This is a genomic window from Streptomyces sp. NPDC002867, from assembly GCF_053591895.1.
The window spans coordinates 19,755-41,863 of the sequence record NZ_JBSFUR010000037.1 but is presented as its reverse complement, the minus strand read 5'-3'; the positions used below and the strand labels follow the sequence as shown (position 1 = coordinate 41,863).

The 22,109-nt window shown below is 69.9% G+C and carries 18 protein-coding genes; 13 read left to right on the top strand and 5 right to left on the bottom strand.

All coding sequences use genetic code 11. The features are described 5' to 3' along the window. The first annotated feature begins 90 nt into the window (after positions 1 to 90). A complete protein-coding gene (locus ACWD0A_RS26840; protein WP_451302121.1) occupies positions 91 to 2,973 on the top strand; it encodes a vitamin B12-dependent ribonucleotide reductase in 2,883 nt (960 codons plus the stop codon). 154 nt (positions 2,974 to 3,127) lie between these two features. Here the strand turns inward: ACWD0A_RS26840 and ACWD0A_RS26835 are convergent, their stop codons facing one another. Continuing rightward, entirely contained in the window at positions 3,128 to 3,646 is a 519-nt protein-coding gene (locus ACWD0A_RS26835) for a TerD family protein (RefSeq protein ID WP_451302119.1), read from the bottom strand. 193 nt (positions 3,647 to 3,839) lie between these two features. On the opposite strand from ACWD0A_RS26835, the gene ACWD0A_RS26830 reads away from it, so the two are divergent. Continuing rightward, positions 3,840 to 4,445, top strand: coding sequence for a YdbC family protein (locus tag ACWD0A_RS26830; protein WP_451302117.1), 606 nt, complete (start codon positions 3,840 to 3,842; stop codon positions 4,443 to 4,445). Here ACWD0A_RS26830 and ACWD0A_RS26825 read toward each other — a convergent pair whose 3' ends face one another. Continuing rightward, on the bottom strand, positions 4,446 to 5,111 hold the full coding sequence (locus tag ACWD0A_RS26825) for a TetR/AcrR family transcriptional regulator C-terminal ligand-binding domain-containing protein (protein WP_451302115.1): 666 nt from the start codon (positions 5,109 to 5,111) through the stop codon (positions 4,446 to 4,448). 110 nt (positions 5,112 to 5,221) lie between these two features. On the opposite strand from ACWD0A_RS26825, the gene ACWD0A_RS26820 reads away from it, so the two are divergent. Genes ACWD0A_RS26820 through ACWD0A_RS26810 form a run of 3 tightly spaced genes read left to right on the top strand, consistent with a single transcriptional unit; the run spans position 5,222 to position 8,442 of the window. After that, positions 5,222 to 6,838, top strand: coding sequence for an ABC-F family ATP-binding cassette domain-containing protein (locus ACWD0A_RS26820; protein ID WP_451302113.1), 1,617 nt, complete (start codon positions 5,222 to 5,224; stop codon positions 6,836 to 6,838). Between the two features lie 22 nt (positions 6,839 to 6,860). Further along, positions 6,861 to 7,544, top strand: coding sequence for a histidine phosphatase family protein (locus tag ACWD0A_RS26815; protein ID WP_307713092.1), 684 nt, complete (start codon positions 6,861 to 6,863; stop codon positions 7,542 to 7,544). Next, positions 7,534 to 8,442 (top strand): ADP-ribosylglycohydrolase family protein, encoded by a 909-nt coding sequence (locus ACWD0A_RS26810; protein WP_451302111.1) that lies wholly within the window; start codon positions 7,534 to 7,536, stop codon positions 8,440 to 8,442. Before ACWD0A_RS26815 ends, ACWD0A_RS26810 begins: the two co-directional genes overlap by 11 nt. A gap of 80 nt (positions 8,443 to 8,522) precedes the next feature. Here ACWD0A_RS26810 and ACWD0A_RS26805 read toward each other — a convergent pair whose 3' ends face one another. Then, a complete protein-coding gene (locus ACWD0A_RS26805) occupies positions 8,523 to 10,076 on the bottom strand; it encodes an MFS transporter (protein ID WP_451302109.1) in 1,554 nt (517 codons plus the stop codon). A 121-nt stretch (positions 10,077 to 10,197) separates the two neighbouring features. Between ACWD0A_RS26805 and ACWD0A_RS26800 the strand changes: the two genes are divergently transcribed. The 3 genes from ACWD0A_RS26800 to ACWD0A_RS26790 all read left to right on the top strand — a co-directional run bounded on the left by ACWD0A_RS26800 (position 10,198) and on the right by ACWD0A_RS26790 (position 12,299). Further along, entirely contained in the window at positions 10,198 to 10,824 is a 627-nt protein-coding gene (locus tag ACWD0A_RS26800) for a TetR/AcrR family transcriptional regulator (RefSeq protein WP_451302107.1), read from the top strand. Between the two features lie 73 nt (positions 10,825 to 10,897). Beyond that, on the top strand, positions 10,898 to 11,599 hold the full coding sequence (locus ACWD0A_RS26795; protein ID WP_451302105.1) for a ribonuclease HII: 702 nt from the start codon (positions 10,898 to 10,900) through the stop codon (positions 11,597 to 11,599). A gap of 82 nt (positions 11,600 to 11,681) precedes the next feature. Continuing rightward, positions 11,682 to 12,299, top strand: a complete 618-nt coding sequence (locus tag ACWD0A_RS26790; RefSeq protein WP_451302103.1) for a hypothetical protein — start codon at positions 11,682 to 11,684, stop codon at positions 12,297 to 12,299. A gap of 78 nt (positions 12,300 to 12,377) precedes the next feature. On the opposite strand, the gene ACWD0A_RS26785 is transcribed toward ACWD0A_RS26790, so the two are convergent. After that, positions 12,378 to 13,007, bottom strand: coding sequence for a hypothetical protein (locus ACWD0A_RS26785; RefSeq protein ID WP_451302101.1), 630 nt, complete (start codon positions 13,005 to 13,007; stop codon positions 12,378 to 12,380). A gap of 225 nt (positions 13,008 to 13,232) precedes the next feature. Further along, positions 13,233 to 15,404 (bottom strand): RecQ family ATP-dependent DNA helicase, encoded by a 2,172-nt coding sequence (locus tag ACWD0A_RS26780; RefSeq protein ID WP_451302099.1) that lies wholly within the window; start codon positions 15,402 to 15,404, stop codon positions 13,233 to 13,235. 111 nt (positions 15,405 to 15,515) lie between these two features. Between ACWD0A_RS26780 and ACWD0A_RS26775 the strand changes: the two genes are divergently transcribed. The 5 genes from ACWD0A_RS26775 (at position 15,516) to ACWD0A_RS26755 (ending at position 22,024) form a co-directional block, all read left to right on the top strand. After that, on the top strand, positions 15,516 to 16,949 hold the full coding sequence (locus ACWD0A_RS26775; protein ID WP_451302095.1) for a DUF4192 domain-containing protein: 1,434 nt from the start codon (positions 15,516 to 15,518) through the stop codon (positions 16,947 to 16,949). A 341-nt stretch (positions 16,950 to 17,290) separates the two neighbouring features. Then, the gene (locus tag ACWD0A_RS26770; RefSeq protein WP_451302093.1) at positions 17,291 to 18,055 is read left to right on the top strand and encodes an NUDIX hydrolase; all 765 of its coding nucleotides are present in this window, start codon (positions 17,291 to 17,293) and stop codon (positions 18,053 to 18,055) included. 550 nt (positions 18,056 to 18,605) lie between these two features. After that, complete coding sequence (locus tag ACWD0A_RS26765) at positions 18,606 to 19,085, top strand: hypothetical protein (protein ID WP_451302091.1); 480 nt, start codon at positions 18,606 to 18,608, stop codon at positions 19,083 to 19,085. 159 nt (positions 19,086 to 19,244) lie between these two features. Continuing rightward, the gene (locus ACWD0A_RS26760; RefSeq protein ID WP_451302089.1) at positions 19,245 to 20,132 is read left to right on the top strand and encodes a FadR/GntR family transcriptional regulator; all 888 of its coding nucleotides are present in this window, start codon (positions 19,245 to 19,247) and stop codon (positions 20,130 to 20,132) included. A 338-nt stretch (positions 20,133 to 20,470) separates the two neighbouring features. After that, the gene (locus ACWD0A_RS26755) at positions 20,471 to 22,024 is read left to right on the top strand and encodes an RNA polymerase sigma factor (protein ID WP_451302087.1); all 1,554 of its coding nucleotides are present in this window, start codon (positions 20,471 to 20,473) and stop codon (positions 22,022 to 22,024) included. Positions 22,025 to 22,109: the final 85 nt, after the last annotated feature.

Here is a 22,109-nt window from a genome sequence, read left to right as displayed (position 1 = left end):
CTGCGCAGCGCTCCGGGACAACAGACACAAGCAGTGCCACGGGAAGATCTGGGCACTTCAGGGCGTTTTTGCCCATGTATGGGAGGCGGCATGACCGAGACGACGAGCGGCCCGGCACGAGGGTCCCGCACCAAGGGGGCCAAGGCGAGCAAGGGACTGCGTATCGAGCGGATCCACACCACCCCCGGCGTGCACCCGTACGACGAGGTGGTCTGGGAGCGCCGTGACGTCGTCATGACCAACTGGCGTGACGGCTCGGTGAACTTCGAGCAGCGTGGCGTCGAGTTCCCCGACTTCTGGTCGGTGAACGCGGTCAACATCGTCACCAGCAAGTACTTCCGCGGGGCGGTCGGCACCCCCCAGCGCGAGACCGGTCTCAAGCAGCTCATCGACCGGATCGTGAAGACGTACCGCAAGGCCGGCGAGGACTACAACTACTTCGCCTCGCCCGCCGACGCCGAGATCTTCGAGCACGAGCTCGCGTACGCCCTGCTGCACCAGATCTTCAGCTTCAACTCGCCGGTGTGGTTCAACGTCGGCACGCCCCAGCCGCAGCAGGTCTCCGCCTGCTTCATCCTGTCCGTCGACGACTCCATGGAGTCGATCCTCGACTGGTACAAGGAAGAGGGCATGATCTTCAAGGGCGGCTCCGGCGCCGGCCTGAACCTCTCCCGTATCCGCTCCTCCAAGGAGCTACTGTCCTCGGGCGGCAACGCCTCCGGCCCGGTCTCGTTCATGCGGGGTGCCGACGCCTCTGCAGGAACGATCAAGTCCGGCGGTGCCACCCGCCGCGCGGCCAAGATGGTCATCCTCGACGTCGACCATCCCGACATCGAGAACTTCATCGAGACCAAGGTCAAGGAAGAGGAGAAGATCCGCGCGCTGCGTGACGCGGGCTTCGACATGGACCTGGGCGGCGACGACATCACGTCGGTCCAGTACCAGAACGCCAACAACTCGGTGCGCGTGAACGACGAGTTCATGAGGGCCGTGGAGTCCGGCGGCACGTTCGGTCTGCGCGCCCGGATGACCGGTGAGGTCATCGAGGAGGTCGACGCCAAGGCGCTCTTCCGCAAGATGGCCGAGGCCGCCTGGGCCTGCGCCGACCCGGGCATCCAGTACGACGACACGATCAACCACTGGCACACCTGCCCCGAGTCCGGCCGCATCAACGGCTCGAACCCGTGCAGCGAGTACATGCACCTGGACAACACCTCGTGCAACCTTGCCTCGCTGAACCTCATGAAGTTCCTCAAGGACAACGGCGAGGGCCACCAGTCCTTCGACGTCGAGCGCTTCTCCAAGGTCGTCGAGCTGGTCATCACCGCGATGGACATCTCGATCTGCTTCGCGGACTTCCCGACGCAGAAGATCGGCGAGAACACCCGCGCCTTCCGCCAGCTCGGCATCGGTTACGCCAACCTCGGCGCCCTGCTCATGGCGACCGGCCACGCGTACGACTCGGACGGCGGCCGCGCCCTCGCCGGAGCCATCACGTCCCTGATGACCGGCACGTCCTACAAGCGCTCCGCCGAACTCGCCGCAGTCGTCGGCCCCTACGACGGCTACGCCCGCAACGCCGAGCCGCACAAGCGCGTCATGAAGCAGCACGCCGACGCCAACGCCAAGGCCGTCCGCATGGACGACCTCGACACGCCGATCTGGGCCGCGGCCACCGAGGCCTGGCAGGACGTGATCCGTCTCGGCGAGAGGAACGGCTTCCGCAACTCCCAGGCGTCCGTGATCGCCCCGACCGGCACCATCGGTCTCGCGATGTCCTGCGACACGACCGGCCTCGAGCCGGACCTGGCGCTGGTCAAGTTCAAGAAGCTGGTCGGCGGCGGCTCGATGCAGATCGTCAACGGCACCGTGCCGCAGGCGCTGCGCCGCCTCGGCTACCAGCCGGAGCAGATCGAGGCGATCGTCGCCCACATCGCCGATCACGGCAACGTGATCGACGCGCCCGGTCTGAAGACCGAGCACTACGAGGTCTTCGACTGCGCTATGGGCGAGCGCTCCATCTCCGCGATGGGTCACGTCCGCATGATGGCGGCCATCCAGCCGTGGATCTCCGGCGCGCTCTCCAAGACGGTCAACATGCCGGAGTCGGCGACCGTCGAGGAGGTCGAGGAGATCTACTTCGAGGCGTGGAAGATGGGCGTCAAGGCGCTCGCGATCTACCGCGACAACTGCAAGGTCGGCCAGCCCCTCTCCGCCAAGAAGAAGGAGAAGGAGAAGGCCGAGGTCACCGAGAAGGCCGAGGAGACGATCCGCGCCGCGGTCGAGAAGGTCGTCGAGTACCGCCCGGTCCGCAAGCGCCTCCCCAAGGGCCGTCCCGGCATCACCACCTCCTTCACCGTCGGTGGCGCCGAGGGCTACATGACCGCAAACTCCTACCCGGACGACGGTCTCGGCGAGGTCTTCCTGAAGATGTCGAAGCAGGGCTCCACCCTCGCGGGCATGATGGACGCCTTCTCGATCGCCGTCTCGGTGGGTCTGCAGTACGGCGTTCCGCTGGAGACGTACGTCTCGAAGTTCACCAACATGCGCTTCGAGCCGGCCGGCATGACGGACGACCCGGATGTGCGGATGGCGCAGTCGATCGTCGACTACATCTTCCGCCGCCTGGCGCTGGACTTCCTGCCCTTCGAGACGCGCTCGGCGCTCGGCATCCACTCGGCGGAGGAGCGCCAGCGTCACCTGGAGACCGGCTCCTACGAGCCGGCCGACGACGAGGTCGACGTCGAGGGGCTCGCGCAGTCCGCTCCGCGTCAGCAGGAGCTGAAGGCCGTTGCCGCCCCTAAGGCGGAGGTTCCGGCTCCGAAGCAGGCGCACACCTCGGCCGAGCTGGTCGAGATGCAGCTCGGTATCAGCGCCGACGCACCGCTCTGCTTCTCGTGCGGAACGAAGATGCAGCGAGCGGGCTCCTGCTACATCTGCGAGGGCTGCGGCTCCACCAGCGGCTGCAGCTGACGCGGCCGGTACGGCACGCGCCGTGATACGGCCGGTGTGACACGACGGGCAGCGGATCGGCCGATCCGCTGAGGGCGGGGAGATCTTCCAGAAGGTCTCCCAGCCTCCGTATGTCCGCGGCTCGCCCGGGCTCGGGCGGCGACGGGATCCGCCGTCAGCCGCTCATCAGGCCGATGAAGGACTGCGGGTCCGTGTCGAAGCCGCGCACCGAGTCGTGGAACTGCCAGTTCCCGGCCGCACCGCGGGTGAACTCGCAGACGACGGCCGCCGTGGACTGCGCGACCGCGGCGAAGTCGCACGTCGCCAGCTCCTCATGGCCTTCCAGGACCCGCACCCGCGTGCTGGCGACGTCGCCGAAGACCTTCCGTCCGGCGCGCTGCTGGATGACGACCCCCACGACGACGCGCTCGTAAACCGGCGCCAGCCGGTCGAACTCCAGCGTCATCACCTCGTCGGAGCCGAACCCCTGGCCCGTCTTGCTGTCCCGGGCCAGGATGATCGTCCCGTCCGGTGACCTGCTGTCGAAATGGACGACGTACGCCGGCTCACCTGCGGCATCGGCCCGGTACGTCGCGGCCACCAGGTCGAGGTCGTGGGGCGGCTCGCCCATCGGACTCGGATCCCACCTGAGTGCCACCTCGGCCTTCCGGACCCCCTTGCTGATGCTGCTCACCGGATCTCCCCTCCCCGTAACGTCCATCGCTCCTACGGGTGTTGACCGTAGTCGCTCAGCGGGGATGCGGCGAGGCGGCCGCTGCCGTACGACCAACATGGCGGTCGGGTGCATGACCAGCGCACTGTCGCACGGGTGGACGCACTCCTGTCGACAGGGAACGGCCTCCTGGTCCGGGCCGTACGATGGCGCGGTGCTGGTCAAGTGGATTCGCTGCACCGTGGTGGACCGTCGAGGGTTCGAGCGGGGGCAGCGGAAATGGGCGGGGCTGCTGGGTGAGCCGGGATTCCGGGGGCAGGGCGGCGGTTGGAGCCGGATACGGCCCAACGTTGCCCATGTGTTCGCCTTCTGGGAGAGCCGCCCCTTCTACGACTCGTTCATGGCGCGGTCCCACGACCGGCTGGCGGCCGGGCAGTCGGGCACGTACAAGGACATCCAGGCCAAGCTCTTCGACTACCGCTTCGACGTGAAGACAGGCTTCGAGCCGCGCTTCACGGACGCGGACGTGGTGCGGGTCGCGCACTGCCGTGTCCGCGAGGACCGGGTCGAGCACTTCTCGCTCATGCAGGAGAAGGTGTGGAATCCCGCGATGGCCGGGTCACCGGGGATGGTGCGGGGGCTGTTCGGCGAGGCGCCGGAGAACGAATTTTTGGTGCTGTCCATGTGGTTGGCCGCAGCGGAGCACGGCAAGTACCGCAGGGAGCGCATCGAGCGGCTGCTCCTGCGCGCACAGACCGAGGCCGACGTCTCCGCCCTGGTCGGCGACGTCGTGGACCTGGAGCGGTCCTGGACCGTCTGATCAGACTCCGGCGTCTGTCGGCGCTCCGGTGGATGCCGATGCCTGTGTCGATCGGCGTGCCGAGAAGACACCGCCGCGAAGTGCCGCGATCGCCGCTGCGGCCGACCGGTCGGCGAGAGCCCGGTCGATTGGCTCCCGGGTGATGAAGAGCCGGAAGAACAACGGTGCGGACACGGCGCGCACGACCTCGCCCGCATCGGTGTCCGCAGGTGCCTCACCCCGGGCGACCGCTCTCTCGACGACGGCCGCCGACCGTCTGAATCGCTCCGTGTAGAAAGCGCGCAGGGCGTCGGCCGCGCGCCGGGACTGGAAGGCCGCCGCGATGAACGCGGCAGGCGCGGCCGCCGCTGCCGGGTCGTCGAAGGATTCGGCGACCTCCCGTGCCAGCGCATGAAGATCTCCTTCCAGGCTGCCCGTGTCGGGCGGGGTCCAACTGTCCTCACCGGCGAGGTCGAGCGCATCGGCCACCAGCCCTTCGACACCTCCCCACCGGCGATAGAGCGTTGTCTTGTGCACTCCCGAATGCTCTGCGACGTATTCGACGGTGAGGCCCGGGTAGCCGTGCTCGCCGAGGCCGGTCAGGACGGCATCCCGGACGGCCGCCCTGGTCCTGGCTGTGCGGCCGCCGGGGCGCTGGGTGCCCGGAGCCGGTGTCTTGTCATTCAATTGCTACTCCTGTTGCGTTAGCTGTCTTCATCGTGGCACAATCTCTGTAATGCGACAAGAGTTGCATTAGTTGACGCGGCGTCCTGCCGCTTCTTCACGGGGGTGTGCTCTTGCCGACTCAGATCTCCTTGCGCGACGTGACCGTGGCCCGCGGCGACCGGTTGTTACTGGACGGTGCATCGCTGACCGTTCGCCCCGGGGAGCGGATGGGTGTGGTCGGTGAGAACGGAGCGGGGAAGTCGACCCTGCTGCGCCTGCTCGCCGGTGTCGAGCCGCCGGACGTCGGTGATGTGGTCGTCGTCGCCGAGCGTGGCGCGGGACTGCTGGCCCAGACTCCGCAATTGCCTCCCGAGCAGAGCGTGGGAGACGCGATAGACGCCGCGCTGGCCGAAGTGCGGGCCATGGAGGCGCGGCTGCGCGAGTTGGAGGCATCGTTCGGCTCAGGAGAGGACATGGCCCTGAGCGAGTACGGCGACCTCCTGACCGCATTCGAGCTGCGCGGTGGCTACGAGGCGGACGCCCGTGTCGACAAGGCGATGCACGGGTTGGGCCTCGCGCACATCGACCGCGGCCGGCGGCTGGGCAGCCTGTCCGGCGGTGAGCAGGCGCGTCTGGGAATCGCCTGCCTCATCGCGGCGGGACCGGAGGTCATGTTCCTCGACGAGCCCACGAACCACTTGGACGAGTCCGCTCTGGACTGGCTGGAGGGCGCCCTGGTCGCGCACGGGGGCACCGTGGTCGCCGTCTCGCACGACCGCACCTTCCTGGAGCGGGTGGCGACTTCCCTCATCGAGGTCGACGCCGACCGGCGGGCGCTCGTCCGGTACGGCGGGGGATACGAGGGATTCCGCGCCGAGCAGTCGGCGGCCCGGCGCCGCTGGGAGCAGGCGTACGAGCAATGGCGCGAGGAGACGCAACGGCTGGAGGCGTTCACAAGAACCACTGCCCATGGTGTCGCCGCGGGCCGGTCCATCAAGGACAACAACAAGATGGCGTACGACCGGGCCGGTGGCCGTGTCCAGGCATCGGTCTCGGGGCGGATCCGCAACGCCCAGGAGCGTCTGCGCAGGCTGCGTGAGACGCCGGTGGCCAAGCCTCCGGAGCCGCTGCGCTTCTCGGGCCGCCCGGAGGCGGGAGCCGTGGAGGGCGACGTGGTCACGCTGACGGACGTAAGGGTGGCGGACCGCCTCGTCGTCGACCGGCTGGCGGTGGCGGCGGGCGAGAAGGTCCTGGTCCATGGGGGCAACGGAGCGGGCAAGTCGACACTTCTGCGGGTGATGGCAGGGGTCCAGCGGCCCGACACCGGCTCGGTGACCCGGAGGGGAGCCATCGGGTACCTCGCTCAGGAGATACCGGTGAACCGCCCCGACGAGCCCGTCCTGCGCACCTTCGCGCGGGGCCTGTCGCTCGCCACCGAGGAGGAGCAGGCGGAGCTGCTGCTGTCGTTCGGTCTGCTCCGCCCGCGCGATCTCGGTGTCCGCGTCGGCTCTCTTTCCGCGGGACAGCGCCGACGGCTCGCCCTGGCCCGGCTTCTCGCGAGGCCCGCGGACCTTCTGCTGCTCGACGAGCCGGCCAACCATCTGGCCCTCGGCCTGGTCGAAGAGCTGGAAGAGGCGCTGGCCCAGTGGTCCGGGGCGCTGGTCGTGGTGTCCCACGACCGGCAGCTGCGGCGGCGCTTCGACGGGCGGATACGCCGGATGGACTCGGGCCGGCTCCTCGGCCGCTGACGGGCGGGCCTAGGGTCGTCCCATGGCACGACCGCGACGCATCGTCCTTGTCCGGCACGGAGAATCGGTGGGCAACGCCGACGACACGGTCTATGAGCGCGAGCCCGATCATGCGCTCCCCCTCACGGCGCTCGGGCTGGCGCAGGCGGAGGAGACCGGGGCGCGGCTTCGGGAGCTCTTCGGTCGAGAGCGGGTCAGCGTCTACGTCTCTCCCTACCGCCGGACCCACGAGACCTTCCAGGCGTTCGGACTCGATCCGGAGCTTGTGCGGGTCCGGGAGGAGCCGAGACTCAGGGAGCAGGACTGGGGCAACTGGCAGGACAGGGAGGATGTCCGGCTGCAGAAGGCGTACCGCGACGCGTACGGTCACTTCTTCTACCGCTTCGCGCAAGGCGAGTCCGGTGCCGATGTGTACGACCGTGTCGGGGCGTTCCTGGAGAGCCTGCACCGCAGCTTCGAAGCGCCCGACCATCCGCCCAACGTCCTGCTGGTCACCCACGGCCTGACCATGCGGCTGTTCTGCATGCGCTGGTTCCACTGGTCGGTGGCGGAATTCGAGTCACTCTCCAATCCGGGCAACGGGGAGACCCGGATACTGCAGCTGTGCGAGGACGGGCGCTACGCGCTGGACCGCCCGTTCGAGCGCTGGCGGACCCCGGAGCCGTACGGGGTCACCGGGATAGAGTGGCAGGAAGATGACCGCTGATTCCTCTCGCGACCGGCGCTTCGCACGCGCCCTGGACAGCCTGCGCGGACTGTCTGTGGGAGACGCCCTGGGCTCCCAGTTCTTCGTACCTTCCAACTATCCCCTGCTGAAGCGGCGCGAGCTGCCGCCCGCCGTCTGGCAGTGGACCGACGACACCGAGATGGCCTGCTCCGTGCTGGCGGTGCTCGTCGAGCACCATCGCGTGGACCAGGACGCACTGGCCCGCTCGTTCGCGGAACACCACGACTTCGACCGCGGTTACGGCCCGGCCGTCAACCGGATGCTCCGGCTGATCAGGGAGGGAGGCGACTGGCGGGAGCTCGCCGCCGCTCTCTTCAAGGGCCAGGGGTCATGGGGCAACGGCTCGGCGATGCGGATCGCTCCGCTCGGAGCCTGGTACGCGGACGATCCCGAGCAGGCGACCCATCAGGCCGAGATCTCCTCCTACACCACCCACCAGCACCGCGAGGCGGTCGTCGGCGCCATGGCGGTGGCAGCAGCGGCCGCGCTGGCCGCTCATCCGGGCGGACCGCCGGAGCCGACGGAGCTTCTGGACGGTGTGATCGCTCTGGTTCCCCGCAGTGCTGTCGGCGCGGGACTGCGGCGAGCGCGGGACATGCTCGACTACGACGACGCAGGCACCGTGGCGGCCGTGCTCGGCAGCGGTCGGCGTACCACCGCCCATGACACCGTGCCGTTCGCGCTGTGGTCCGCCGCCAGGTCCCTCGGTGACTTCGAGCAGACCTTCTGGACGACCGCCCAGGTCGGCGGGGACGTCGACACCACCTGCGCGATCGCCTGCGGAGTGGTCGCGGCGGGCAAGGCGGGCCGGCCGCCCGCGCACTGGCTGGAGCGGACGGAAGCGCTTCCGGACTGGTTGCCCGAAGGGCCTGCCTGACCGGACCCGGTCGCACCTGTCGGTACCGGCCGTCCGCACGGCCCGTACCTGGCGACCAGGACCGGTTCGGGTGGCCGGGTCTAACCCGCGTGCGCGCCCGGGCCGGCCGCGCCGCTCAGGGCTTCGAGGTCGCTCTTGCGCACGCGGATGACGACGACCGCGGCCAGGACCGCGAGCCCGACCAGTCCCACCCCGGCCCAGAAGGCAGTGGAGATCCCCTCGGCGAGCACCTGGTGCCCCCACGGCGGCGGAAGCTCGTGCGTCTTGGCGAACGCCTCCTTCTGGGCGGGAGTCGACTCGGCGAGGAACGAGGGAAGCTGCCGCTCGCCCTCAGCCCGGCCGGCTGTCCCGAAGACGGTCATGAGGATCGACAGCCCGAGGGAACCACCGACCATCTGCGTCGCGTTGAGCAGACTTGAGGCAGCGCCCGACTCGTGCTGCGCCACGCCCGACACGGCCGTCAGCGTCGCGGTGACGAAGACGAGACCCATGCCGAAGCCGAACAGCAGCATCGGACCCAGGATCCCTCCGAGGTAGGAGGAGTCCGGGCTGATCGCGGTCAGCCACGCCATACCGCCGCCGGTGAGGACGGCGCCCACGACGAGGAAGGGCTTGGGGCCGAGGACGGGCAGCAGCTTCGAGGAGGTCCCGGCGGCGGTCACGATCATCACGGTGACCGGCAGGAAGGCCAGTCCGGAGGTGATGGGGCTGTATCCGAGGACGTTCTGGACGAAGAGCACGATGAAGAAGAACATCCCGAACATGGCAGCCGAGAGGCTCATCATGATCAGGTAGGTGCCCGAGCGGTTGCGGTCGGCGAACATGCGCAGGGGCGTGATCGGCTCCCTGGCCCTGCGCTCGATCAGGACGAACGCGGTGAGCAGGACGGCGGCCACGCCGAACGCGCCCAGGGTCAGCCCGTCGCGCCACCCGTCCTCGGACGCCCGGATGAAGCCGTAGACCAGGGACGCCATGCCCACCGTCGAGGTGAGCGCGCCGGAGACGTCGAACCGGCCGGAATGGCGTTCGGACTCATTGATGAAGACGGGAGCGAGGAGCGCGATCAGGACACCGATGGGCAGGTTCACGTAGAACACCCAGCGCCAGTCGAGCCACTCGGTGAGCATGCCGCCCGCCAGCAGGCCGATGGCGGCGCCGCTGGCCGATACGGCCGCGAAGATGCCGAACGCGCGGTTGCGTTCCGGGCCTTCCCGGAACGTGGTGGTGATGAGGGCGAGCGCGGTCGGCGAGGCGATGGCGCCACCCACACCCTGAAGGGCGCGTGCGGCCAGCATCTGCCACGGCTCCTGGGCGATTCCGCACAACAGTGAGGCGACGGTGAACAGGAGTACGCCGGACACGAAGACACGGCGACGGCCGAGGATGTCACCTGCCCTGCCACCGAGAAGCAGCAGGCCGCCGAAGGTGAGCGTGTAGGCGTTCACCACCCATGAGAGCTGGGTCGTGGTGAATTCGAGCGCTCCTTGGATGTGCGGGAGCGCGATGTTCACAATCGTGGTGTCGAGGACCACCATGAGCTGGAGAGCCGCGATCACCGTGAGAGCGATCCCGGGGCGACCCTGCCGTCGGGCCGCTCCCGGTATGTCTGGAGCCGTCAACTGAGAGGTTGTCACTTCAAGTCCCCCACACATGAGTTAGTGAACGAAGTCGTTCACTTTGCCGTCAACCGTAGAGAGTCCCCGTCAGTGAACGCAAGCGTTCACTAGACCTCCAGTCCCCAACGGAGAGAAGAACATGGCCACTTCGCGCTGGTCCCCTGGTGCGCAGGCCTCGCCGGTCCCGCTGCGCCGGCGAGGGATCGTGCTGGAACGAGCGATCCTGGAAGCCGCGCTGGAGCAGCTCAGCACGGTCGGCTGGGGCGGGCTCACGATGGAAGGCGTCGCCGCAGGCGCCCAGACCGGCAAGGCTGCCGTCTACCGCCGCTGGCCGTCGAAGGAGGACCTGGTCGCGGACGCGCTGGAGGCGGGGCTGCCGACGCTGGACGAGGCCGCTGATCACGGCGGTATTCGCGAGGATCTCTACCAGCTCTGCCGCCGGGTGCGGGATGCCATGTTCTCCCGCTCGGGCATCGCGCTGCGGTCGGTGCTTCACGAATGCGACTCCGCTTCCGCCGAACGCTTCCACGGAGTGATCGTGAACCGCGTCGTCGAACCGTCCGACCGCCTCTTCCGGGAGGTGGTCCGCCGCGGGGTCGCCCGGGGGGACGTGCGATCCGACGCCACGTGTGACCTGGTGTTCGACGTCATCCCCGGCTTGCTGATGTACCGCTCCAAGGTGTGCGGGAGCGAATGGCCGGACGAGGACATCGCCCAGATGATCGACCAGGTCATGGTGCCGCTGCTGCGGCCTGCCACCCGCTGACGGGGAGTGCGGAGGCTCCGACGGGAATCCGGGTGTCGCAGGGCCCCTCCGGCGGCGTACCCTTGCTGGCGCCATGCCGTACGAACCACCTACTCACTCAGTCGAGCGCTCGATCCGGGCGACCACAGGCGCCAAGATCGTCGCAGGCATCGACGAGGTCGGCCGTGGGGCATGGGCAGGGCCGGTGACCGTCTGTGCGGCGATCACCGGACTGCGCAGACCGCCCGCCGGGCTGACCGACTCCAAGCTCATCACCCCGAAGCGCCGCACGGAGCTGGCGGGCGAGTTGGAGTCCTGGGTCACGGCCCACGCTCTCGGCCATGCGTCGCCGGAGGAGATCGACGACCTCGGGATGACCGCTGCTCTGCGGCTCGCCGCGGTCCGGGCTCTCGACGGTCTGCCGGTGCGCCCCGACGCCGTCATCCTCGACGGCAAGCACGACTACCTGGGAGTGCCCTGGCGAGTGCGTACGGTGATCAAGGGTGATCAGTCGTGCGTCTCCGTGGCCGCGGCATCGGTGATAGCCAAGGTGCGCAGGGACGCCATGATGGCTGCACTGCAGGAGCAGTTCGCCGTTTTCGGCTTCGCCGAGAACGCCGGATATCCCTCGCCCGTGCACAAGGCGGCTCTGAGGGAGCTGGGGCCCACCCCGTACCACCGGCTCTCCTGGGCCTACCTGGACGCGCTGCCCCAGTGGCGGCACCTCAAGAAGGTCCGTCTCTCCCCGGAGGCGGCCGCACTGGAAGACGGGGGCCAGCTCGGCTTCGACTTCTGACCCCGCCCTGCCAACAGCCGGGTCGCACTTTTGTGCCCACCCGCCGATGCCGTCGACACCGGCATTTGATAGACATCCACCCATGCCTCTCATTCCCGAGGAGCCTCAGATTCACGAGAGCGCCCAGGGTCCCCGCGTGACACCGGCCGTAGGCCGCCCCGCGCCGACCCCTCGTCCCGTACCCGGTCCGCGTTCCGCGGCCTCGCCGCGTCCCGGACACCCGGGACCTGGTCCGGCCAGGCCCGCGCCCCCCGCCCAGCGCCCGTCGGCGGCTGCGGGGAAGCCCCAGCCGCCCCGGAAGGAGAATCGTTCCGGGCCGCAGATCCAGCTCATCCCCGCTCCGGCGGACGGCGCCCTGGACGCCGCCGGCGAGGCGGTCGACCTGCTGCTCGACTCCGGCCGCGTGCCCGGAGACATCCTGGTCCTCACCACGGGCGACCTGCATCCATGGGCGGCTCACGAGCTGTCCTTCGGCGAGCCTGCCTACTGGGCCCAGCACGACGCCCGTGACGACGTGTTCTACGCGGCCGCGGCCTCCGTGGATCGGGCATCCGCCCGCCCCGTCGTAGTCGTCGCGGTGAACGGGGGCGACGACTCCGCCGCCCGAGCGCTGCCCGCGGCCATGGCCAAGGCCTCCGCACTCCTGATCGTGTGCGGGGACCCGAAGAGGATCAACAGCGCCCTCGGCGCCGGCGTTTGACACCGCTCAGCGGTCGCGGACCGAAGGTCCGGTCGTGACCCGGCTGCCCTGACCACGGGCAGCCGGTGGATGACCCGGTCAGCGAGCAGCGGTGCGCCGCAGCGCGTCCACTGCTCCGCCGGCCGTGCGCAGCGGAACGGGGTCGGCCTCGACCCCGGCATCGGCCAGACGGCCCGGCGTCGAAGTCGAGTTGGGCTGTCGGCCACCACGTCCTTCGCCCAGCACCTGCCAGCCGCCGCGCGTCAGAGTGATGTACGCGCCGCAGCGCAGCCCGTGCAGCGTGCAGGCGTCACGCAGCCCCCACATCCACGCCCCGTCCTCCTCCGTCCAGCGCTCGTCGCCCTCACGGCAGTAGAGCAGGACGGCGGTGCGCACCGGGGTGCGGCGGCGCAGGTCGTGCGGGATGACGCGACGCAGATGGGCGAGCAGCGCATTGCGGAACTCCCAGCCGTCCACCGGAACCGAACACCGGGAGAACGAGGCGCTCGCGGCCAGCCGCTCCTCGTGATCGAGCACGGCGACGACAGCGGTCGCAGGCACCGGGCGGTGCCGGGTGTGCAACCCACTGACCACTTCGCGCGGATTGCGCAGCAGCGGGATTCCTGCCGCCGCCCACTCGGCGGGCTCGAGCAGCCGAGCGAGGCGGCTGGCCGAGTTGGCCGAAGTGGTGATCGAGGTGGCTGCGGACGAAGCGAATCCGAAGGTCACGGTCCTCCCTTCGCATACGCGCCCACAGTGCGGGCAGGGTCGGGTGAGGGCGCACCGCAACAGGGCGCTCAGAGCCGAACAGGCCTGCGCGGGGAGCAGTTCAATTCTTCCTGGCGCGTGAGGATGCGGCAACGAGCAATTTGGCGTGACCGACGGGAATCGACGGGTATGAGACTCATATCCTTCCCTTCTTCCTGACTTCCACGCGCCCCTGCCCCGGCAGCGTCAGGACTGAACGGCAAGGACCAGCGGAAACACGCCTTTTGCTCCCGCACGGCGCAACAGTCGCGTGGCCACCGCCAGAGTCCAGCCGCTGTCCGAGTAGTCGTCGATCAGCAGCACGGGGCCGTCGACGCCTGACACGGCCTGCGCGAGCTCCGGTGGCACCACGAACGCCTCATGCAGGGCGCGGACCCTCTGGGCACTGTTCGTACGGGAGAAGCGCGACTCCAGAGCTTCCGGCGCGTACTCGACGGAACCGAGCAGGGGCATCCGTCCGACCTCGGCGATGCGGCTGCCGAGCGAGCCGATCAGCCTGGGCCGTGAACGGGAGGCGACGGTCACGACCCCCGCCGGCCGCGCAGGCGCGTCGTCGGCACCGGAAGCCCAGCCGCCCGGCCCCTTGGCCCAGTCGGCGAGCACGGTCACCACCGCGCCGACCATGTCGTCGGGGACCGGAGAGTCCGGCGCCTGAGGCGAGACCATGGGACGCAGGCGATTGCCCCAGCCGATGTCCGAGAGGCGCCCGAGCGCCCGTCCCGTGAAGGCCTGTTCGCCTTCGGGGATACGGCCCTTGAGGCTCACGCCCACAGCCGCCAGACCCGTGGGCCACATCTTCCGCGGCTCCAGGTCGACGCCGGGCCGGCCCAGCTCCCCACGCGCCGTGTCCAGCGCTGCCGCGGACACCTTGTCGCTGAACCGCGCGCCGGAGCAGTTGTCGCAGCGGCCGCACCGTGAGGCTTCCTCGTCGTCCAGCGTCGTCCTCAGGAACTCCATCCGGCAGCCGGTGGAACGGACGTAGTCCCGCATCGCCTGCTGCTCGGCCTCACGCTGCCGGGCCACCCAGGCGTACCTCTCCGCATCGTAGGACCACGGCTGACCGGTCGTCGTCCAGCCGCCCTTGACCCGACGCACGGCCCCGTCCACGTCCAGCACCTTCAGCATCGTCTCCAGCCGCGTGCGCCGGAGCTCGACCAGCGGTTCCAGGGCGGGCAGCGAGAGCGGCCGGTCGGCCCGGGCGAGCACATCCAGCGTCCGCCGTACCAACTCCTCGGGCGGGAACGCGACCGAGGCGAAGTACTGCCAGATCGCGTCGTCCTCCTTGCCGGGCAGCAGCAGCACCTCTGCGTGGTCCACCCCCCGCCCTGCCCGGCCCACCTGCTGGTAGTAGGCGATGGGGGAGGAGGGGGAACCCAGGTGCACGACGAACCCGAGGTCGGGCTTGTCGAAGCCCATACCCAGCGCCGACGTCGCGACAAGTGCCTTCACGCGGTTGGTGAGGAGGTCGTCCTCGGCCTGCTGCCGATCGGCGTTCTCCGTGCGGCCGGTGTAGGAGGCCACGGTGTGACCGCACTGGCGCAGATACGCCGTCACTTCCTCGGCCGCCGCCACCGTCAGCGTGTAGAGGATCCCGGATCCTGGCAGCTCACCGAGATGATCGGCGAGCCAGCCGAGACGGTGGGCGGCGTCGGGAAGCTGCAGCACGCTCAGGCTGAGGCTCTCCCGGTCGAGAGGGCCCCGCAGCACCAGCGCGTCCGTGCCCGCGCCGGTGCCCAACTGCTCGGCGACATCCGCCGTCACGCGGGCATTGGCCGTGGCGGTCGTCGCGAGCACCGGAACACCCGTCGGCAGGTCCGCGAGCATCGTGCGCAGCCGGCGGTAGTCCGGCCGGAAGTCGTGGCCCCAGTCGGAGATGCAGTGCGCCTCGTCCACCACCAGCAGACCGGTCGCCGCCGCGAGCCGGGGCAGGACCTGATCACGGAAGTCCGGATTGTTCAGCCGCTCAGGACTCACCAGCAGCACGTCCACCTCGCCCGCAGCGATCTCGGCCTGGACGGACTCCCACTCCTCCGTGTTCGAGGAATTGATCGTGCGGGCCCGGATGCCTGCCCGGGCCGCGGCCTCGACCTGGTTGCGCATGAGCGCCAGCAGCGGTGAGACGATCACGGTGGGTCCGCTCCCGGCCGCCCTGAGCAGCGACGTGGCGACGAAGTAGACCGCGGACTTGCCCCAGCCGGTGCGCTGGACGACCAGGGCCCGGCGCTTGTCGGCAACGAGCGCCTCGATCGCCCGCCACTGTTCCTCGCGCAGGCGAGCGGAGCCCGAGGGGTCACTGACGAGTCGTGCAAGTACGGCATCGGCGGCGGCCCTGAGCTCCGCACGGTCTGCGTTGGTCATGCCCCCATGCAACCCGATGGCACCGACAAAGCGCGAACGAGCCCGGCAGCCTGTGGATAACGTTATCCACAGGGGTCGCGGCCGGTCGCCCGTCCGCGAGACCTTCGTGTCATGAACAAGCACCACGACTTCGCCGCCGGATCCGCCGACGACCAGCAGATCACCCTGCGCAGCCCGGCCGAACTGGCTGATGCCCTCCCGTACATGATGGGCTTCCACCCGAGCGACTCGATCGTGCTGGTCGCCCTGCACGGAGGGCGGGGACGGTTCGGTGGCCGGCTCAGGCTCGGCATTCCCCGCTCGGCCCGCGAATGGGAGCCGGTGGCGCAGCAGCTCGCCGAGTGTCTGATCCACGGCAGCGAGCGCCGCGGGCCCCGCCCCGACGGGATCGTCGTCTTCCTCTGCCAGGAACCGGCCCACGACGAGAGCGGACTGCGAGTGATGGAGCGGCTCCGCCCGCTCGCCCAGCGGCTGCGCACCGCCTGCGGGGCACTCGACGTCCCCGTGTACGAGGCGCTGTGCATCTCCGACGGCCGCTTCTGGTCCTATTGCTGTCCCGACGCGCGCTGTTGCCCGCCCGACGGGACGCCGCTCGCACTCCCCGGCACCTCGGTGATGGCTGCGGCCGCCGCTTACGCAGGCATCCAAGTGCGGGGCAGTCTGCGGGAGATGGAGGATCGGCTGATGCCCTGGACCGACGGGGAGGCAGCGGAGCAGCAGCGGGCCCTGGACCAGGCCGGCACAGCCCTCGTGCCCCGGATTCTGGACGAGCAGGGCCGGCGGGGCCTGGCAGCGGACACCCTGGAGCTGGCCCGGCGCGTGCTGGACCGGCTGGCACAGACTCCCCGGACGCCGCAGGCTGACGCCTCGGGCGAGGCCGACGCGGTGGACGACCGGCTCATCTCCCACCAAGAGGCGGCCGAGCTGATCCTCGGCCTTCAGGACCGCCGGACCCGGGACCGCGCGGCTCAGTGGATGGAGGGCCCAGACGCCGCTCCCGCGCTTCGGCTGTGGCGCGCTCTGTCCCGGCGGTGCGTCGGAAGCTACGACAGCCATGCCGCCGCGCCTCTGACTCTCGCCGGGTGGGTGTCGTGGTCCCTCGGTGACGAGCCCGCGGCCAGGGTCGCCCTCGGCCTCGCGCTCCGCGCAGACCCCGAGTACGTCTTCGCGCGCCTGCTCCACCAGGCCTGCAACGAGGGTCTCGCCCCCGAGACGTTGCGGCACTGTTTGCGTCAGGAACAGGACTGGCCGACGAAGAGCGGTGCTTCGGCGGCAGTCGCCGTAGCAGATGGAGACCGTCCAGCCGCTGATCGGCGGGACGTCTGCGACGAGCAGTCATCGGCCGATCGCCTGACGGGGGCGGCGGCCGCCGGCCAGGAGTGGCCCAGTCACCGTCGGCGCCGCGCCCAGGTTCGTTCTGCCGCCCGTGCCGCCCGTGCCGCCCGTGGGCCGGGTGCTGTCTCCCGTCACCGCCCCCACTCCGAAGGTGCCCGGGTGCGCGTCGGTAGGCGTAGCGGGCAGCGCGGCAGCAGGAGCGGGCGATGACGCCGTGAACGAGGGCGTCCGGCACACCAGGGCGCCGAGCTCCCGGTATCTCCCGCCCCTCCCGGCCGGGATCCGGCCCGATGCACCAAGAGGGACCGTCGCGCTGCGCCGATGCGGAGCGTGACGCTCGGAGCGCTGCGTATCTCCAGTCCGAGCGTGGCGGGCGCACCGTTCGCCGTCCGCGTCAACACGCGGTCTCGGCGTGGTCGAGGAGGCCGCGCAGGATCTTCGGTCGGCGGTGTGACCGGCCTTGGGCAACCACCAGGGACGGGGGCGAAGAAACCGGTGGCGCACGTCAGGAAGGGTGTGTTTATCGTCAGGCAGACGACTATGATCGCGGCATGTCTCCCTACGACCCGTCGGCCTTTCCGCCCTTTGCCGTCACCGTCGACCTGGTCGTGCTCACCGTGCGTCGCCACGCCCTGTGCGCGCTGGTCGTGCGTCGAGGTGAGCCGCCGTTCCAGGGGCGATGGGCGCTGCCCGGAGGATTCGTACGGGTGGACGAGGACCTGGCGGCCGCGGCGGCGCGTGAGCTCTCCGAGGAGACAGGGCTGTGCGCCCATGACCCCGCCTCCCCGGCGCCGGCCAACGGGGCCCACCTGGAGCAGCTCGCCACCTACGGAGACCCCAAGCGCGACCCGCGGATGCGCGTGGTCAGCGTCGCGCACCTCGTTCTCGCACCCGACCTGCCGGCTCCCCGCGCCGGCGGCGACGCGAACAGCGCCCGCTGGGCCCCCGTGGAGGACCTGCTCGGCCAGGAGAACGGCTTCGCGCGCGAGGACGAGCATCAGGGCCCCCTCGCCTTCGATCACGCGCTGATCCTGGCGGACGGTGTGGAGCGCGCCCGTTCCAAGATCGAGTATTCCTCGCTGGCCACGGCCTTCTGCCCGCCGGAGTTCACGGTCGGGGAGCTGCGCCGGGTGTACGAGGCGGTGTGGGGTGTCGCCCTCGACCCGCGTAACTTCCACCGCAAGGTGACCGGAACGCCGGGCTTCCTGGTGCCTGCGGGCGGCACGACGACCCGGCAGGGAGGCCGCCCCGCCCAACTGTTCCGGGCCGGCGGGGCCACTCTGCTCAACCCGCCCATGCTGCGCCCCGAGGTCTGACCTGGACGCCGTCGGCGACGCGGCAGCCTGACACCCTGAGCGCGGCGGCTGCGCCGGACGTCTGAAATGTCGCCGACCGGGTCGTCACCATCGACGCCGGCCGCCTGGTCGCGGACCAGGACGTGGGTGACTTTTCCCGCACCCGCACCCGCACCCGCACGCGCCTCCGGTCGCGGGTCGCCGTCCGCACACCGCGACACCGCACGCGGCACGGCTCTCGGATGCGGTCAGCCGTGAGGCACGGCCGCTCGGCGTTCGGTGGAGGTGGTGTCGGAGGGCGGCAGTGCGCTGTCCCCCAAAGCAGCGGCTGTGCCGAGATCGGCGAGACGGCCTACCGGCACGGCGTGCTCGTGCACCGGCTCGCCGAGGAGGTGGGCGACTGCGGCCCGCCCTCGCCGGCCCCGCCCGCCGCCCGCACCACCGGCTCACGGGCAACGCGTCCGGACGACGAGGCGGCCGCGCCCCCGGCCGGCCGTGCCACGGCGAGGAGTTCCGCTACCCCGCTCTGGCCGCGCTCCGGGGCACCGGGTCCCCGCGGGCGGGACTGACGTTGGCGAAGCTCGCGGTGACCGCGGCCGCTGCCCTGGTGATTGCGACGGTAGTGGCGGCACCCGACATGCAGGCCCTGCGTCTCGTCTACGGGGCCGACTTGGGAGCCGAGCCCGCGAAACTGCCGCCCCTCAGGGCGCGTTGGGTGGGTCTGTGCGTGGGCTGCGCCTGGGCCGGGCTGCTCGCCGCGGGCCTCTTCCGCGTCACAGCCGCCGACGTCGCGGCCGTTCTCGCGGTACCGGTGCTGATCGCGCCGCTCGTCGAGCACGCGTTGCCGGCTCCGCCCGCCCGTTCGATCGCCGGACTTTCCGGCAGGTTCCCCGACCTGGCCTGGCTGCGGCTGCCTCGCGAGGCGGAGTGGTGGTCGGCAGCGGCCCTTCAGGTGATCGGACAACCTGTCGGAGCGGCACTGGCGTTGTCGTTGTCGGCCCTGATCTGCGCGTATCTGTTCATGGCGGTTCGACGCAGTGCGTCTTGGTGATCAAGGCCGATCGCTCGGTCGCCAACTGCCCGCAACTCCCTTGGGACTGCCCGATTCCTTACGATAAGGCGTCAATTGCGGCGTGAGCGCCGATCACCCTTTCGTGTGCTTTTCACCAAAGACCTCAAGGGGCCCGGAAGCGGAGCCGACAAAGGATGCGTGAGTACCCTTGCGCACACCATGATGACCGCCGCCCGCCCCTCCGAGACCGGCCTCGCAGGCCCGGGCGAACTCGACCGATATCCCTACGCGGAGTCGCCGGGCGTCGACCGCGTCGGCCCCCCCTCCTGGGAAGGCGCGGACGCGGAGCTGGGCCGGGTCGCCCGCCGCGCGGCAGGCAGCCGCGGCCGAGGTCTGCACGGTCAACTCGTCCAGCAGCTCGGCCAGATGATCGTCGCCGGCGACCTCGGTGCCGATCGTCCGCTCGTCCCCGAGGAGATCGGCCAGCGTTTCGAGGTCTCCCGCACCGTCGTCCGCGAGTCCCTGCGCGTCCTCGAGGCCAAGGGTCTGGTCAGTGCCCGCCCCAATGTCGGCACTCGCGTACGCCCCGTGAGCGACTGGAATCTGCTCGACCCCGACATCATCGAGTGGCGCGCCTTCGGCCCCCAGCGCGACGACCAGCGCCGGGAGCTGAACGAGCTGCGCTGGACCATCGAGCCGCTCGCCGCCCGCCTCGCCGCCGGGCACGGCCGTGACGACGCCCAGCAGCGGCTGGCCGACATGGTCGAGATCATGGGGCACGCCCTGGCCCAGGGTGACGGGCTCACCTTTTCGCGGGCGGATGCCGAGTTCCACTCCCTGCTCATCCAGCTCGCCGGCAACCGCATGCTGGAGCACCTGTCGGGGATCGTGTCCGCCGCACTCCAGGTGTCCGGCGGGCCGGTCACGGGCTGTGACCGCCCGAACGAAGCCGCCGTGGCCCAACACGCCCGTATCGCCGAAGCGCTCGCCTCAGGCGACTCGCAGGCCGCCGAATCGGCCATGCGGCAACTGCTCACGGTTCACCCGGAAGCGGAACGAGTGGTCCCCGCCCCGCGCGAGCACTGACCGCCAGGGCGGTCGGGAGTGCGGAGGCGTACGCACAGCGTGTCGCCGGATTCCGCCGGGATCCGGCGACACGCTGTGCGGCGAACGCCCCCATCTGGCCGTTTCATGGCATATGCGGTGTGACTCGGGCCACGCGGATTGGGCGTAACGCTCCTCGAAGCCGTGCGATGACTTAAGAGGTGACAGCCGAGGAGGGAATACAGCTGCCGGGGACGGCGCTGTGACAGCTCCGAGGTTCCGCCCGCGCCACCGGTACATCCGCAGCCCGGTGGTCGTCGGCTCCGGCCCGATCATGGGTGGGGCCGGAAGCCGTTTTCCATCGTTCCGAGAGGTTGTTCGTGTCGGCCAGCACATCCCGTACGCTCCCGCCGGAGATCGCCGAGTCCGAGTCTGTGATGGCGCTCATCGAGCGGGGAAAGGCTGATGGGCAGATCGCCGGCGATGACGTGCGTCGGGCCTTCGAGGCTGACCAGATTCCGCCAACCCAGTGGAAGAATGTTCTGCGCAGCCTCAACCAGATCCTCGAGGAAGAGGGTGTGACGCTGATGGTCAGTGCAGCGGAGTCGCCGAAGCGCGCCCGCAAGAGCGTCGCAGCGAAGAGCCCGGCAAAGCGCACCGCCACCAAGACCGTCGCCGCCAAGACGGCTCCGGCGAAGACCGTCGACGCCACCGCGGCGTCGTCGCCCGAGACCGTCGACGTCACGGCGGACGAGTCGGCGGCCGCCGCGCCCGCAAAGAAGACCGCCGCCAAGAAGGCGGCGACCAAGAAGACCGCGGCGAAGAAGACGGTCGCCAAGAAGACCGCGGCGAAGAAGACCGCGGGCAAGAAGGACGACGAGATCGTCGAGGGCGAAGAGCTGCTCGACGAGGTCCAGCCCGGCGCCAAGGGCGACGAAGAGGAGCCCGAAGGCGAGAGCAAGGGCTTTGTCCTCTCCGACGACGACGAGGACGACGCGCCCGCACAGCAGGTCGCCGTCGCCGGTGCCACCGCCGACCCGGTCAAGGACTACCTCAAGCAGATCGGCAAGGTCCCGCTCCTCAACGCCGAGCAGGAGGTCGAGCTCGCCAAGCGCATCGAGGCGGGCCTGTTCGCCGAGGACAAGCTGGCGAACTCGGACAAGCTCGCCCCCAAGCTCAAGCGCGAGCTGGAGATCATCGCCGAGGACGGCCGCCGCGCCAAGAACCACCTGCTGGAGGCCAACCTCCGACTGGTCGTCTCATTGGCCAAGCGCTACACCGGCCGCGGCATGCTCTTCCTGGACCTGATCCAGGAGGGCAACCTCGGTCTGATCCGTGCCGTCGAGAAGTTCGACTACACCAAGGGCTACAAGTTCTCCACGTACGCCACCTGGTGGATCCGTCAGGCGATCACCCGCGCCATGGCCGACCAGGCCCGCACCATCCGTATCCCGGTGCACATGGTCGAGGTCATCAACAAGCTCGCGCGGGTGCAGCGCCAGATGCTCCAGGACCTGGGCCGCGAGCCCACCCCGGAGGAGCTGGCCAAGGAGCTCGACATGACCCCCGAGAAGGTCATCGAGGTCCAGAAGTACGGCCGCGAGCCCATCTCGCTGCACACGCCGCTCGGCGAGGACGGCGACAGCGAGTTCGGTGACCTCATCGAGGACTCCGAGGCGGTCGTGCCGGCCGACGCGGTCAGCTTCACGCTCCTCCAGGAGCAGCTGCACTCGGTCCTGGACACGCTGTCCGAGCGTGAGGCGGGCGTCGTCTCGATGCGCTTCGGTCTCACCGACGGTCAGCCGAAGACCCTCGACGAGATCGGCAAGGTCTACGGCGTGACGCGTGAGCGCATCCGTCAGATCGAGTCCAAGACGATGTCGAAGCTGCGTCACCCGTCGCGTTCCCAGGTGCTGCGGGACTACCTCGACTAGGTTGTCGGCGCGCCTGCGGCCAATGCCGCGAAAGGGCCCGGTCCCCCATGGGGACCGGGCCCATTGTCGTGTCCAGGTTCTCTCG

What these genes read in the sequence shown, in the direction of transcription:
- ACWD0A_RS26840 (WP_451302121.1), top strand. Translation starts at nt 91, where the DNA reads ATGACCGAGACGACGAGCGGCCCGGCACGAGGGTCCCGCACCAAGGGG.
- ACWD0A_RS26815 (WP_307713092.1), top strand. Translation starts at nt 6,861, where the DNA reads ATGGCACGACCGCGACGCATCGTCCTTGTCCGGCACGGAGAATCGGTG.
- ACWD0A_RS26810 (WP_451302111.1), top strand. Translation starts at nt 7,534, where the DNA reads ATGACCGCTGATTCCTCTCGCGACCGGCGCTTCGCACGCGCCCTGGAC.
- ACWD0A_RS26800 (WP_451302107.1), top strand. Translation starts at nt 10,198, where the DNA reads ATGGCCACTTCGCGCTGGTCCCCTGGTGCGCAGGCCTCGCCGGTCCCG.
- ACWD0A_RS26795 (WP_451302105.1), top strand. Translation starts at nt 10,898, where the DNA reads ATGCCGTACGAACCACCTACTCACTCAGTCGAGCGCTCGATCCGGGCG.
- ACWD0A_RS26790 (WP_451302103.1), top strand. Translation starts at nt 11,682, where the DNA reads ATGCCTCTCATTCCCGAGGAGCCTCAGATTCACGAGAGCGCCCAGGGT.
- ACWD0A_RS26780 (WP_451302099.1), bottom strand. Translation starts at nt 15,404, where the DNA reads ATGACCAACGCAGACCGTGCGGAGCTCAGGGCCGCCGCCGATGCCGTA.
- ACWD0A_RS26775 (WP_451302095.1), top strand. Translation starts at nt 15,516, where the DNA reads ATGAACAAGCACCACGACTTCGCCGCCGGATCCGCCGACGACCAGCAG.
- ACWD0A_RS26770 (WP_451302093.1), top strand. Translation starts at nt 17,291, where the DNA reads ATGTCTCCCTACGACCCGTCGGCCTTTCCGCCCTTTGCCGTCACCGTC.